We start from the raw sequence: 13,882 nt of genomic DNA, 5'->3' as shown, positions 1-13,882 counted from the left end.
CATGGCTGGCGGTATCTCGGCTCCCTTCATTCGCCTCCCTATCGCGACGTCGCTGCTGATGGTCGGCATCGTCTTCGTCGGGATCATCGCCTATCCGCAATTGCCGGTGGCGCCGCTGCCGGAAGTGGACTTCCCCACCATCCAGGTCTCGGCCAGCCTTCCCGGCGCGGATCCGGAGACGATGGCGTCATCGGTAGCGCAGCCGCTCGAATCGCAATTTGCGCTCATTCCCGGCGTCTCGGAGATGACGTCGCAGAGCCAGACCAGCTCGACCCAGATCGTCCTGCAGTTCGATCTCTCGCGCAACATCGACGGTGCTGGCTCCGACGTGCTCGCCGCCATCAATGCGGCGAGCGGGCAATTGCCCAAGAACATGCCGACCCCGCCGACCTACCGAAAGGTCAATCCGGCCGACTCGCCCATTCTCACGCTCGGCGCCACCTCGACGACGCTGCCGATGACGCAGGTGTCCGACGAGACCTACACCAAGCTCGCGCAGGCGATCAGCCATATCAGCGGCGTCGGCCAGGTCAGCGTCGGTGGACAGCAGGCACCGTCGATCCGTGTCCAGATCGATCCCGCCAAGCTGGTCGCCAAGGGCCTGTCGCTGGAGGACGTGCGCACCCCGCTGTCGGTGATCACCGTCAACAATCCCAAGGGAACCCTCAACGGCGACACGCGCACCTACACCGTCTATGCCAACGACCAATTCACCAAGGCCGAGGCCTGGAACGACATCGTCATCGCCTATCGGAACGGCAGTCCCGTCCGTGTCGGCGACATCGGCCATGCCGTGAGTGCACCGCTGGACAATACCCAATACGGCTGGGTTGACGGCAAGCCCGGCGTGTTCCTGGTCATCTTCAAGCAGCCGGGCGCCAACGTCATCGACACCGTCGACAGCGTCATGAAGCAGCTGCCGCATCTGCAGGCGGGTATCTCGCCGGCCATCAAGGTCTCGGTGCTGTCGGACCGCACGCAGACGATCCGCGCGGCCGTGAAGGACGTGCAGTTCACGCTGCTGCTGACGATCGGCCTCGTCGTGATGGTGATCTTCGTCTTCCTGCGCAGCGTCTGGGCCACCATCATTCCGTCGATCACGGTGCCGCTTGCCTTGCTGGGCGCCTGCGCGCTGATGTGGATAGCCGGCTACAGCCTCGACAATCTGTCACTGATGGCCCTCACCATCGCGGTCGGCTTCGTGGTCGACGATGCCATCGTGATGCTGGAGAACATCACCCGCTACATCGAGGAGGGCGAGACGCCGATGGCCGCCGCGTTCAAGGGCGCCAGCGAAATCGGCTTCACGATCATCTCGATCTCGATTTCGCTGATCGCGGTCCTGATTCCGCTATTGCTGATGAGCGGCATCATCGGCCGCCTGTTCCGCGAATTTTCGGTGACGCTCGCGATGACGATCGCCGTGTCGGCCCTGGTATCGCTGACATTGACGCCGATGATGGCGTCGCGCTTCCTCAAATCGCACGACGAGGAGCATCACGGCAGGCTCTTTATGCTCAGCGAGCGGATGTTCCAGGCCCTCGTGAACGGTTACGAGCGAGGCCTCGACCTCGTGCTGCGTTTCCGCTTCATCACCTTGATGGTGTTCTTCGCGACGATCGCGCTGACGGTCTATCTCTTCGTGATCATCCCCAAGGGGTTCTTTCCGCAGCAGGATACCGGGTTGATCACCGGAATCGTCGAAACGTCGCAGGACGTGTCGATCGCCGATATGGCGAAGCACATGCAGGAGATCGGCGCGATCGTGCTGAAGGATCCGGCGATCGACCACATGGCGATGCGGATGGGCGGCAGCGGCAATACGCTCAACGACGGCACGATGTACATTACGTTGAAGCCGCGGGATGAACGCACCGACTCGGCCGACCAGGTCATCCGTCGTCTGCAGGTCCAGACGGCGAAGGTCCAGGGTGCGCGGCTCTATCTCCAGTCGGCGCAGGACGTACGTGTCGGCGGCCGGGCGTCCCGTACGCAATTTCAGTTCACCCTGCAGTCGACCGACATGGACCAGCTCAACACATGGGCACCGAAGCTGCTGGCCAGAATGAAAGGGATGCCCGAACTGCGCGATGTCGCGTCCGACCAGCAGACGTCGGGCACCACGCTGACGCTGTCGATCGACCGCAATCAGGCCGCGCGTTTCGGGATCACGCCCGACGTGATCGACGCGACCTTGTATGACGCATTCGGGCAGCGCGAAATCGCGACTTACTTCACCCAATTGTCGACCTACTATGTCGTCCTCGAGGTGCTGCCCTCGCTGCAGAAGAATCCGTCCACGCTGGAGCAGATCTACCTGCGTTCCCCGACGACGGGGGGAGAGGTGCCGCTGTCGGCGTTCACCAAGTGGACCACGGTGCCGGTGCGTCCGCTGGCCATCAACCATCAGGGCCAGTTTCCCGCGGTGACGATCTCCTTCAACCTCGCGCCCAACGTCGCACTCGGCCAGGCGACCCAGGCGATCGAGGCGATGGAACAGCAGATGAACGTGCCGGCCGCGATCACCTCGACTTTCGCAGGCACGGCGAAGGCGTTCCAGGAGTCGCTGTCCTCGGTGCCCCTGCTGATCGTGGCGGCGCTGATCGTGGTCTATCTCATTCTCGGCGTGCTCTACGAGAGCTACATTCACCCGTTGACGATCCTGTCGACCCTGCCATCGGCCGGTGTCGGCGCGCTGGCGACGCTGCTGATCTTCCATTTCGACTTCAGCCTGATCGGTCTCATCGGCCTCGTTCTGCTGATCGGCATCGTCAAGAAGAACGGCATCATGCTGGTCGACTTCGCGATCGTGGCGGAGCGGGATCAGGGCCTGTCGCCGGTCGAGGCCATTCGCCGGGCCTGCCTGCTGCGCTTCCGCCCGATCCTGATGACCACGATGGCGGCGGTGCTCGGCGGCGTGCCGCTGATGCTCGGCCACGGCACCGGGTCGGAACTGCGTCAGCCGCTGGGCTACGCCATGGTCGGCGGTCTCTTGGTCAGCCAGGTCCTGACGCTCTTCACCACGCCGGTTGTCTATCTTTATTTGGACCGTGTCTCGCAATGGTTCAGTCCGAAACGACACGCAGCAAGCGATCCTCAGGAAGAGGACGTTGTCGACGACGGCGATCTGGACGTCTTCAAAAAGCTGGACCGGAAGAAATCAAGGGTCTTCGCGGCGGAGTGACTGTTTGACATCCGCGCCGACGGCGGCGAGCACGGCGCTGCGATGGGCGCAAAGGTCCATGTCATCGGGCCGTTCGGAAAGCCGTTGCACTGCAAGATGTCTTGCAACCAGTAATAGTGACGAGGTGGGAGGTCAATCAGCAAGTTCTTGATGGTGGCTCTGCCGGCACTCACATGTCGGCTCTCAGGGGAGCTGACAGAAACCGAGGAGTGCATCGATAGATGCGAATGACCCGAAGCGGTCCTCCACTGCATCAGAGAGCCTGGCCGTGAAACGGTATTGCTAGCGAGTGAACTGATAATCGATCCAAACCTGAATTTCCGATAGTCCGCTCAAGTCCAACGAGCCCGCTTCGATTTCGTGCGGCTCAATCGTCACGTCCCAATCTCCGCCCACGCCGCGGCCCCAGATGGCCAATGACGTAGGAGCATCGATCGGTGGGTCGGTGTTCTCGACGGGGCGTTCCAGCCGCGTCGTTTCCGCGCGGCGATTGATGGTCTGGGGCGCCAGATGCTGCACCTCAACCGTTCCATCCAGTCGACGCTGCTCGTACTGCGCGCCGTGCCGCACCATGCACGAGATCTCTCCGCTTTGATTATGCGCTCCAACAAAGGAGACGAGCACGTTCTTGACCTTGGTCTCAAAGTGGCTTTCGGGCAGGTCCGTCGCTTCAAGCCGAAAGCTGAAGCTATGTGTACTGCGGAGCGATGTTAATTCCGGACCGTCCGTGAACGAGAGCCTATGGGTGTCCCAGTCGGGCCTCGCGTCAAAGTAGGAGATATAGGACAGCTGCATATTGACAGGGTTCAAAATTCCGCCCCAGGACGCGATCAAGGCGTTTGCGAGAGCGGCTTCGTCCTTTTCGCCTTCGTAGAAGGCCCGGCTGACGTCCGGACTAATCATTCCAGCATCCAGGAAGACGTTCTGTTCCTGGTTGTCGAGCGTATATATTTCGACCGATCTTTGCGCCCGGAAGGCCAGTGTCTGCAGCGATTGGGCCTTTGAGGCTGCGATGTCTATGGCCGCCAGTCCAACTTGCCGAATCGTGTGCTGCCTGTTCTGCAGGTCGGATATCAGCTTATTCACCGATGCGACCACCGCTTCGGCCCGCGCAAGTTTGGCGGTTGCGGCGTCAAGACGCTGCTGGGCCAAGGTCGCCCGGTTCCCGGCAAGCATCAGTTCGTGAGCCAGCTCGGCACCCTGTTTGACCAGCGCGACATATTTGGAGCTGTCCGGCGCCGCGGTGGCGTTGAGACTTTGCACCAGCTTCACGAAGCTCACGATGGACTTGCCGCCCTTTACGACAGCGTCGACGTTCTTGCCCACCTTCTCGTAGGCTTTTTTGACCTGCTCGAGGTCTGCGTTCTTGACCTTTGCGTCGTCGATCAGAGCCTTCACGATCGGTTCCGCATTGTCGCTGAGGGAGTTGGAAAGCGCGACCAATGACGGCGCAAGCGCAACGACGCTCGCGCCGGCTGTCGGGATAGCGGCTACGATGCTCACCACCGCCGCGCCGATCGACGCCACCGTGCCGAGGAATCCGCCGAAAGAGAAACTCTTGGTCGCCATCACCGGCAGCGCCGTCTGAATTTCGGCGGTCACCTTGTCGAGCCGTTGCTTCGCATAGGTGACTTCGTCAGCCGAATTCTTCAGTTCGGTCTTCGCTATGTCGAGCTCGTCACTGCTGTTTGCGCGCGCCGCGAGGACTTCCGTGAGTTGCTGCGCCGCAAATTCATTCATGGCCGCGATTCCCTCCGCACCCAAAAGCCATTGCGTGCCGATGGTCAGGAAGCTCAGCGTCAGGGACCCAAAGCCGGTATAGGCGGCGATGTAGTAGTCAAACCGCGGCAGCAGGTCCATCTGGCGCGGCAGGCCCAGCGCGTTGTTGCCGCCGCCCTTCCACACCACCTCGTCCGTCCCTGCAACGGGCTCAGGAAAGCCCACCATCTGTCTTTGCAGACGAAGGGCCTCCACATTGTCCGGCTGAAACTGCAGCGCGGCCGCGAGCTCACCTGCAGCAAGCGTCAGATATCCTGCACGATCGGCGACGCGAGAGTTGTACCTGTGATAGAAATAGTCCCCGACAGCAATACGGAACGGGGCCCAGTAATTGGCGTAAACGCCAAGATTGCTGCGCACAAGCGCCAGGAACTCCTCTTCGGAAACAATGGTGTAAGCGATGGCCGACGAGATGCCCGAAGCTCCGTCCGTACCGGACGAGGCTTGTTCGTCACCCAGGAACCCTCCGGCGCCGCCCGCACCACCGCCACCGCCCTCTGCTTCAAGTGCGGGAAAGCCATCCTCGGTCATGGTCGTAAAGGTCAGCGTGCCGGCATTTCCTCCTGGTCCGCCGGGGGTGCCCGCGCTGGGAGGACTTCCTGGCGTGCCGGGAATGATCTCGCCGGGAACCCATTCCTCATGTGTGGTTTCCATGGGCCAGGGATCGGGGACCGTGATCCAGTATCCCTCGATAATGGTGTCGGGCACGCCTACGGTGCCATCGGCTCCCGTGACGCCGGCGGCTCCGTGGCCACCAGACACGCTGACATAGGCGCCGGTTGATCGTTTGCACCGGACAATGACGGTGCCGCCACCCCCGCTGGGGTATGCCCCCCTGGCGTTAATCATCTTTCCGTTGCCGTGATACTCGTCGGCGATGATGATCAGGGGCCTCTGACCGACTATGAGGTCAACCTCATGGATCACAACTCGCCCAAGTAGAAAGACGGGCCCCGATCCTACAAAGTTATTATAGAAGCTCTGCACATAGGCGTTGATGACGACTCTGTCCCGAATATACGGATAGTTGTACGGATCCATGACGTCGTTGCCCCTGTGTTCAGGTGTAATGCCTGGATCATGTCATGCTTGGTGTTACAGGTATCTCGCCGTAGCCGTGGTGCACGCTTGAACGCCTCAGCCAGTCATGGGCAACGAAACTCAGTCGAAGGCTCGTCTCAACCGCGGACGGTGCTCTCAAGGGCACAACCTACGATAGCGCGTCCAAGCTGAAGGGGCGTCCACGCGAGCTACTGATACCAATACACCAAAGGTTGTGCTTTCACCAGTTCCGCATCCTCAGACCACCGCGTCACAACACCACATTGATGACCGCTCGTGGCCCACAACCGGACTCTTGCACCGCACTTGTGTTGCGATAGTTCAGCCTATGAACGGCGCACCTTAATTTAGCGGGAACTGCTGGCCGGCTCTGCGCTCGCTATCAGCCCATGCTCCCCGGCATGAAGCAGCGCGGTTTCGGATGACCATTTAGGTAGTAAGGCCAGACCATCGTATGGCCAGCGCGGTTCGGTCCATCTACGACAGCTTCGTTCGGTACATCAACCCACTCGCCATCAAGGCGTACGCGATAGTGACCGTCCTTAGTTTCCCAATCGGCGTCATCAACGCGCTTCGCATCACTGCCATCGCAGCAAGGCCCTTTGCCACTGTGCAAGCTCTCATACCAGCTGTTCAACTCGGGGTGCTGATAATCGTGGGCGCCAGCGTGACCGATTGTAAAGATCGGCAGCATGACAGTGAATACAGCAAGCGTTGCATGCCGAAGGTGATTGTTCATCTTACTCCTGATCCCGCAGTGGAAAGTCCCGCACGCCGAACACATCAAGGCGCGTGAACCATGGGACCGTAGTAACCGCCCCAGTGGCTCCACACATCCCGGTCCCCGTAACCGCAGAATTCGCTGGCGCGGTTACCGTAGCAGGGACGCCAGTCATTATGACCCACGCCGATTGTGGTATTTGCGTCGGCGCTCTCTGTGAAATGCCGCGAGGTCATATGGTTTTCGCGAGCCAGCGCCGGAGCCGCAAGCATGGCTACGGTGATCAATGCGGTCGAGAGAAGTTTAACCTCGCTCATTCAATTTCTCCATCGGATAGGAACAGCCAACGACGCTTGTACTCTCCGTGAAGATGGAGAGGCGATCGACTGATTAAAGGAACATTCCGTCACATCGTTTCAACCATGCGCGAGGTCGGCGCGTCGTATAATCACGAGTTCCGTCCCATGCTAGAGAGATCGAGTTGCGCGTAAGCGCGTGCTTGCTCCCCATCGCGCCGTCCGGCCCGCAAAACTCAACGACGCTGGGGTATCTCCGTGCGAGATCACAAATCCGCCTGCTCCGATGGTCGACACCCCATTTCCCGTATGGTTGCCAGCAGATTGAGCGTTGCCCGAGGGTCCGGTTGTGGCCCGTTCGAGACTTGCCCGTCGGGTCTGACGATGTCCGCCTATCGGGTTAGTTGTTGCAGCAGCTTCCGCGTCTCGCCCAGCAGCGCCCGCATCGCCCTTCGTTCCGCGATCCTGTCTTGCGTGAATAGCCCATGCTTCCGCGCATTCTGATTTCCCCTCGGTGCGCCTGATCTCGCGACGCTGCCATGCATGCGACAGCGGGTCTTGCCATGCACCGCCGGCGCGAGGCAGGCGGTGCCGTTGCGTGTCCTGGCGCCGCAGCGCGGACTCTCTCGCATTGCGCCCGTGTTGCGGGCGTGACGGCTGGTCACAGGCTCGCCCCTTGCCTTGCCTCGCTCGGGCCTGCCTCCGCGACGATCAGGCCAGTGTGCTGCGTGACATTCCCCACGATCGCACGTCCTCCGTCCTGCACGGACAGGTTCTGCACCGTGATCGCGCGCTCGTTGCTATTGCGATGACGGCTCAGCGCCTCGACCTGGGCGGCGAAGGTGCGGGAGAGCCGGGTCAATGCGCGCGCGGCGCTCTCGTGCTGCGCAAGATCGTCGGTGCAGGCGAGGCGACAGGCGCAGCGCATCGCCGCCACGTGGACGGAGACCATCTGCGACACCAGCATGGTCTCAATGGAATCCTTTGGCGCGATGCTCCTGATCATTGACACCATGAAGGCGAGATTGGCCTCGTCCGGCTTGTGCCCGATCGCGCTCGCCTTCACGAGCTGCTTGAGAATGCCGTGCAGCGCGTCGCGGTCGACGGCGCCAAGCGCGTCGGCCAGCAGTCTTTCGCCGGCTTGCGGATCGGGATGCTTGATCGCAATGCGCCGCTTGTAGAGCCTGATGCGCGGGCTCGCGATGAAGCTGCCGCGATCGTTTGCCGCAAGCGACGAGGTGGTGGGGCGGTTCGGTGCTGTCGTCATGTGCTTTGTCCTTTGTCGGCGCGTGCGAGCGACCGTTCGCTTGCGGCGCGCGGATGCAAATTTCGGGAAGTCGATGAAGGGTTTACGCGCAACCAGGTCGTGGCCGCCCTGGCAGGGCCGGCATGGACGCTGGCGATTGTTGCGATGATGCCATCATGCCGGTGTTTTGCCCGACGTGTCAAATTGCACTTCGCTTTATCAGAATTCGCTTGCATTGCGCAAGCCCTTGTCCTGACAGGGGCCGGCTACTGTGCATGGGGTTGTTTTCGCGTTTTTTGTTTGGATGCGGCTCTCGCGTGCCGCGCGACGGAATGCCGGCGTGCAAACGCGATTGCGAAATCCGGTGCGGCCGCTAATCATGATCTCCAGAGGCGCCGCACCATGCAAAAGCGGCAGCGCGGGTCCGGGGAGAGAACGAATGCAACGAACGCTTCGCCTGCTGGCGATTGTCGCCGGATTGTGCGTGACGACCGAGGCCCTCGCGCAAAAATATCCGGCGCGTCCGGTCAAGATCATGGTCGGCTTCAGCGCGGGCGGTCCGGTCGATGTGGTCGCGCGCATCGTCGGCGACCGGCTGAGCAACAAGCTCGGCCAGCCCTTCGTGGTCGAGAACCGTGCCGGCGCCAACGGCATGATTGCAGCCGAGGGCGTGGCGCGCGCGGACGCGGACGGCTACACCATCCTCGCCTGCAACTCGTCCACGATCACGCTCAACAAGACGCTGTTCAAGGATGCCCGCTACGATCCGCAAGGAGACTTTGCGCCGCTCACCACCGTCATCTCGGCGCCGCTGGTTCTCGTGGTCAATCCCGAAAATCCCAGGACGGCCAACATCAACACCGTCGCCGATTTCGTCGCCGCGGCGAAGGCCGCGCCCGGCGCGCTCGCCTACGGCTCGGGCGGCAACGGCAACCTTGCCCATCTCGCCATGGAACTGCTCAGCCAGAAGGCCGGCATCAAGCTGATCCACGTGCCCTATCGCGGCGGCGCGGCATCCGAGGTCGGCATCCTCGCGCAGGAAGTCCTGGCGGTGTTCGATCCCTTGTCCGCCGTGCCATTGGTGAAGGCCGGCAAGCTGCGCGCGCTCGCGGTGTCATCGGCCGAGCGGCTGCCGGCGCTGCCTGACGTGCCGACCGTCGCGGAAGCCGGCTATCCCGGCTTTGATATCTCGTTCTGGGTCGGCTTCTTCATGCCGAAGGCCGTGCCCGCGCCGATCCGCGAGACGCTCCATCGCGAGATCGTCGCCGCCGCCAGGGATCCGGCGGTGCAGGAGCGGCTGGAGTCGCAAGGCGTCGTCAGCGTGCTGAGCCCTGCCGACTATGCCGCGAAGATCGCAAAGGAGACCACGGAGCTCGCCGAGGTCGTCGCGGCCGCGAACATCAAGGCGGAGTAGGGGGCGTCACCGCGAGAAGATCTGCTTGCGGTGGCGGATCAGCGCTCGCTCAATGCGAGGCGCACGGCGCGGGCTTTTGCGCTCTTTCCGGCCGCGCGCGCTGCGATCATGCCGCGCGCCTCGCCGTGCCTGGTCTTCCGGATCAAGGATGCGAGCCGCTTGCGCGCACGGCTGGCCGTCAAACGCGCCGCCAATTGCTCGCCCTTGCGAATGATGGTGGCAGCTGAAGCCGTCAGGTTCACCGGAACCCAGGCGACGTCCTTTGTCTTGGACAGGCTGCCGATGCCTTCGCATGGGGCTTCGCGCGGCAGGTCGATCCGGATCGCAAGCGCCTCCGCGCGCTCGGTCCAGTCCTCGGCCCTGGTGCCGGTGATGATGCGGACGTAGTCGCGGGTCTCGCGCGGCAGCTCGCTCTCTTTGGCAAGCCACTTCTGGATCCGGCCGGGGCCTGCGTTATAGGCGGCTGCGGCGAGGCCGAGATTGCCGAAATCGTCGCGGAGCTTGCGCAGGAATCTGGCCGAAGCCGGCAGCGCCTTCATCGCATCGAAGGGATCGTCGAGCCCGACTTCGGCGGCAGTCTCCGGCATGAACTGCGCAACGCCCTGTGCACCGGCCTGGCTGACCTCGTTCGATTTGAAGCGGCTCTCCTGCCAGATCAGACGCGCGAAGAACGGCACTGGAATGCCGCTCGCCTCAGCGGCTTCACGAAGCGCGTGGCAGAATCGTTCGGTCGGCGAAACCGGCGCCTGCACGGCCGTGTCGGCGACGCGCGGCGGCTCGTGTGTCTCCTCATAGGCCGCGCGCGCATTGGCGAGCTCGATGGCTTGCACGCTGGCAAGGAAGAGCTCGACCACCGGAACAAGTGGTGAGGCTTGGGTGGTTTGAAGAACGGCGTGGTCGAAGCTTGATGTTTGCCGGGACGCCGGCGGATCGAGGTCGCACATCAGAATCAGAAACGCGGCGCAGGCCGCGACGACAAATCGCATTGCGTGGACAACCTCGAACTGTGGGATGAACGACCAGCGCTGCGCCGGCAATAAGGAGTTGTTAACCGTCCGATTGCGGCAAAGCTGCGGTCTCGCCGGTTCCGTCGGTGTTACTACGGTGTTCCCGCGGCGAAACTCTCCGCGGTTTCGCGGAGCGATGAATTGGGACGCGCGACATGAAGCGATGGATGCTTGGCGCGGTGATGACGCTGTGCGTGATCTGTCCGGCGCTCGCGAGCAATCTCGATGCCACCGCGGTGAACGACGCCGTGCGTCCCGCAAGACAGCCTGCGACCGACAAAGTCAACGCAGCCGTGGTGAAGCTTCAGGTCATGCTGGACCGTCCGCAGTTCTCGCCCAGCGAGATCGACGGCAAGCTCGGCGAGAACGCGCACGGGACGGCGGAGTCTGACAAGGTCAGCAAGCCTACATCGCATGGCTGCATCAGGCTGACCAATTGGGACGTGCGCACGCTAGGCGACAACGTCAAGCGCGCCTCGAATTCGTCCTCGAACTAGTCCTTGGGAAAATCCTTGCGCATCGCGATCTCGGCGGCATCGCCGGGCGACAGCACGGTCTGGGCGAACGCTGCTTGCGGCTTCGTCATGATGTCGTAGAGCGAGATGCCCTTGATCGGCTTATCCATGAGCACGCGAACGCAGTCGGCGAGCGTGCCGTTGTAGACGAGATAAGGCGGACCCCGGTCCTTCTGTCTCTCGCCTTTCAGCGACGGCCACTTCTTCAGTTCGGCCGGCGCGTCATAGGCGATCGGCGATTCCTCTTTGAACATGCGCTTGGCCTCGGGCGGCGTGGAAAGTCCGAAAATCCTAGGCTTGCCCGGTAAACGCTCGTTAAAGAATTAGTTCAAATCAGCCGGCAACGAAGGCGAGCAGGGTGCCGTTGGCCTTGGCTGGCGGCACGCAGATCGCAGCCCCGCTGCGCAACGCAGCCGGACCCAGCGCCTTCTCGGTGGCTGCGAGATCGCCGCTGACGAGGACCAGGGCCGCGCCGCCGCGCGCGGAAAGACCCGCGAGCGGTACGCCGGGATAGCGTCTGCCGAGCTGCTCCAGCGTCAGATAGACGAAGTCGGCGCGGTCGCCGCCGGACGGCACGGCGACTGCACCGTCGGCTTCCGTCCTCGGTTCGCGGTCGATCAGGCGGCCGAGATGCGCCGCATCCTGCGCAGGCTCGGGCGTTGCGATCAGCGTCTGCCTGATCCGTTTCGCCGCATTGGCGTGCTTCATCAATTCAGGAATCCACACCGTCTCGCGGGTCTTGTGCTGGCAGGCGAAGATGCGCACGCCGCCGGGGGCTTCCGCGGTCGGCCACATGAAGGTGCGGAATCTTGCCGCCGAGATCGTGCCATCGGGCAGCGTCACCGGCCGTTCGAAATCGGTCGGGCCGATCGGCGTCAGGCCGCGCGCACGGATCTCCTCCGCGCCGGCCGCGCTGTCGATCGCCGTGAAGGCGATGCGCTCGATGCCCTCGCCGTGCCTGTCGACGAAGGCGCGGGCAGGTGCGTTGTGCTCGGTCGCCACCAGCACGCCGAGCAGCTCCATATAGTCGGGGTCGAACATGATGGTGTAATTTCCGGTGCCCATATGCGCGCTGTGGGTGCCGCGCGGCGACAGGGTGAAACCGAGCTGCCTGTAGTTTTCGGCGGCCTTGTCGAGGTCCCGAACCATGACCACGGCGTGGTCGATACCGATGATGTTCTTGAGGGCCACTGTTCTTTCCCCGCAGCAAATGCAAATTTCGATCTGGACCGCGCCAGCGGCCGCTGGCCCTGTCTACGCCGGTTAGGCGATCAAGTCATTTTCAAATCGGGGGCGGATGCGGAATTTCATTTCGCGAAATGCGGTATCGACGCGCGATGGCGTCACTGCGTCTGCTCGATATAGGCGGCGAGAATGGCGCGCTCCTCGCTGGTCATGTCGGTGATGTTGCCCGGCGGCATCGCATTGGACCACGCCGCCACGCGGCCGATCAGGCGGATGTTGCGATGGATGTGCTCGGGCGCGTCGAGCAAGATGCCTTTGGGCGCGGTCACGATGCCGGCCCAGACCGGCTCGGCCGCGTGGCACATACTGCAACGGGACATCACGATCTCCTCGACATTGGCGCGCGTCGGCTGCGCCGACAGCGCGCCCGTCTTGACCTCGCGAGGGCCGGCGGCGGAGAGCAGCAGGATCGCGATCACGCCCAATGCGGCGACACCCCACACCCACCACGGCGATTTGCGCCCCGCGTGCCGCTCGTTGAAGAAGTGGCGGATCACGGGGCCGAGCGCCAGAATGATCGCGACGATGATCCAGTTGAAGCGCGTCGCGTAGAGCAGAGGATAGTGATTGCTGATCATCAGCACGACGACGGGGAGCGTCAGGTAGTTGTTGTGGACCGAGCGCTCCTTGCTGGTCTTGCCGAGCTTCGGATCGGGCGACTGCCCGGCGATCAGGCTGGCCACGATCTTCTTCTGGTTCGGGATGATCAGCGCGAACACGTTGGCGACCATGATGGTGCCGATGATCGCCCCAATCTGGTTGAAGGCGCCGCGGCCGCTCAGGACGTGGGTGAAGGCGTAAGTGAGCGCGACCAAAAATAGATAGCCGCCGATGGCAAAGGGCAGCTCGCGCTGCGCAAGCCCGGTGCGGCAGGCCGCCTCATAAAGCAGCCATGCCAAAGCCAGGCTGCAGAAGCTGAACAGTCCGGCCTGGATTGGTGTGAGGTCGAGAATCGCCTTGTCGACCAGGAACAGGTCGGCATCGAGATAGTACACCACCACCATCAGCGCGAAGCCGGACAGCCAGGTGGTGTAGGCCTCCCATTTGAACCAGGTGAGCTCCTCCGGCATCTGGCTCGGAGCCACCAGATATTTCATGATCCGGTAGAAGCCGCCGCCATGGACCTGCCAGGCTTCGCCCTGCACGCCGTCCGGCAGGTCAGTCTTCGGCTTCAGGCTGAGATCGAGGGCGATGAAGTAGAAGGAACTGCCGATCCAGGCGATCGCCGCCACCACGTGCAGCCAGCGCAGCAGCAGGCTCGCCCATTCCGATATGATGGATCCCCACATGATCACCCCATCAATTGCGACCAGGATGCCGCAGCTTTGATGACCGCAACCGGCGGTCGCGCCCTTACAATGTGTCGCACCGATCTGCCGCATTTTCCAGTACGATGGGCCGCGGCTGATGCAC

At 62.6% G+C, this 13,882-nt stretch carries 12 protein-coding genes; 3 read left to right on the top strand and 9 right to left on the bottom strand.

The window, feature by feature from the left end; translation table 11 throughout:
- Position 1: 1 nt before the first annotated feature.
- Positions 2 to 3,184, top strand: coding sequence for an efflux RND transporter permease subunit (locus tag BJ6T_RS34070; RefSeq protein ID WP_014497133.1), 3,183 nt, complete (start codon positions 2 to 4; stop codon positions 3,182 to 3,184).
- A gap of 282 nt (positions 3,185 to 3,466) precedes the next feature.
- On the opposite strand, the gene BJ6T_RS34065 is transcribed toward BJ6T_RS34070, so the two are convergent.
- The 5 genes from BJ6T_RS34065 to BJ6T_RS34055 all read right to left on the bottom strand — a co-directional run bounded on the left by BJ6T_RS34065 (position 3,467) and on the right by BJ6T_RS34055 (position 8,309).
- On the bottom strand, positions 3,467 to 6,004 hold the full coding sequence (locus tag BJ6T_RS34065) for an AAA family ATPase (protein WP_014497132.1): 2,538 nt from the start codon (positions 6,002 to 6,004) through the stop codon (positions 3,467 to 3,469).
- 403 nt (positions 6,005 to 6,407) lie between these two features.
- Entirely contained in the window at positions 6,408 to 6,764 is a 357-nt protein-coding gene (locus tag BJ6T_RS44070; protein ID WP_014497131.1) for a hypothetical protein, read from the bottom strand.
- Between the two features lie 44 nt (positions 6,765 to 6,808).
- The gene (locus tag BJ6T_RS46165; protein ID WP_014497130.1) at positions 6,809 to 7,063 is read right to left on the bottom strand and encodes a hypothetical protein; all 255 of its coding nucleotides are present in this window, start codon (positions 7,061 to 7,063) and stop codon (positions 6,809 to 6,811) included.
- Between the two features lie 371 nt (positions 7,064 to 7,434).
- Positions 7,435 to 7,674, bottom strand: coding sequence for an HGGxSTG domain-containing protein (locus BJ6T_RS49275; RefSeq protein ID WP_080593909.1), 240 nt, complete (start codon positions 7,672 to 7,674; stop codon positions 7,435 to 7,437).
- Between the two features lie 29 nt (positions 7,675 to 7,703).
- Positions 7,704 to 8,309 (bottom strand): hypothetical protein, encoded by a 606-nt coding sequence (locus BJ6T_RS34055; protein ID WP_014497129.1) that lies wholly within the window; start codon positions 8,307 to 8,309, stop codon positions 7,704 to 7,706.
- 418 nt (positions 8,310 to 8,727) lie between these two features.
- Between BJ6T_RS34055 and BJ6T_RS34050 the strand changes: the two genes are divergently transcribed.
- On the top strand, positions 8,728 to 9,702 hold the full coding sequence (locus BJ6T_RS34050; protein ID WP_014497128.1) for a Bug family tripartite tricarboxylate transporter substrate binding protein: 975 nt from the start codon (positions 8,728 to 8,730) through the stop codon (positions 9,700 to 9,702).
- A gap of 38 nt (positions 9,703 to 9,740) precedes the next feature.
- On the opposite strand, the gene BJ6T_RS34045 is transcribed toward BJ6T_RS34050, so the two are convergent.
- A complete protein-coding gene (locus tag BJ6T_RS34045; RefSeq protein WP_014497127.1) occupies positions 9,741 to 10,688 on the bottom strand; it encodes a lytic transglycosylase domain-containing protein in 948 nt (315 codons plus the stop codon).
- Positions 10,689 to 10,864: 176 nt separating this feature from the next.
- On the opposite strand from BJ6T_RS34045, the gene BJ6T_RS34040 reads away from it, so the two are divergent.
- Positions 10,865 to 11,206 carry a L,D-transpeptidase family protein gene (locus BJ6T_RS34040; RefSeq protein WP_028169773.1) on the top strand — a complete coding sequence of 114 codons (342 nt, stop codon included), beginning with the start codon at positions 10,865 to 10,867 and terminating at the stop codon, positions 11,204 to 11,206.
- Here the strand turns inward: BJ6T_RS34040 and BJ6T_RS34035 are convergent.
- The 3 genes from BJ6T_RS34035 to BJ6T_RS34025 form a co-directional block, all read right to left on the bottom strand.
- Entirely contained in the window at positions 11,203 to 11,478 is a 276-nt protein-coding gene (locus BJ6T_RS34035; RefSeq protein ID WP_014497125.1) for a hypothetical protein, read from the bottom strand. The two genes, BJ6T_RS34040 and BJ6T_RS34035, sit on opposite strands and share 4 nt — an antisense overlap.
- A 79-nt stretch (positions 11,479 to 11,557) precedes the next feature.
- Positions 11,558 to 12,415, bottom strand: a complete 858-nt coding sequence (locus BJ6T_RS34030) for a VOC family protein (protein ID WP_014497124.1) — start codon at positions 12,413 to 12,415, stop codon at positions 11,558 to 11,560.
- 152 nt (positions 12,416 to 12,567) lie between these two features.
- Complete coding sequence (locus BJ6T_RS34025) at positions 12,568 to 13,758, bottom strand: urate hydroxylase PuuD (RefSeq protein WP_014497123.1); 1,191 nt, start codon at positions 13,756 to 13,758, stop codon at positions 12,568 to 12,570.
- Positions 13,759 to 13,882: the final 124 nt, after the last annotated feature.

This window comes from Bradyrhizobium japonicum USDA 6 (genome assembly GCF_000284375.1).
Classification (GTDB): Bacteria; Pseudomonadota; Alphaproteobacteria; order Rhizobiales; family Xanthobacteraceae; genus Bradyrhizobium; species Bradyrhizobium japonicum.
This window is presented reverse-complemented; position numbering and strand designations above follow the sequence as displayed.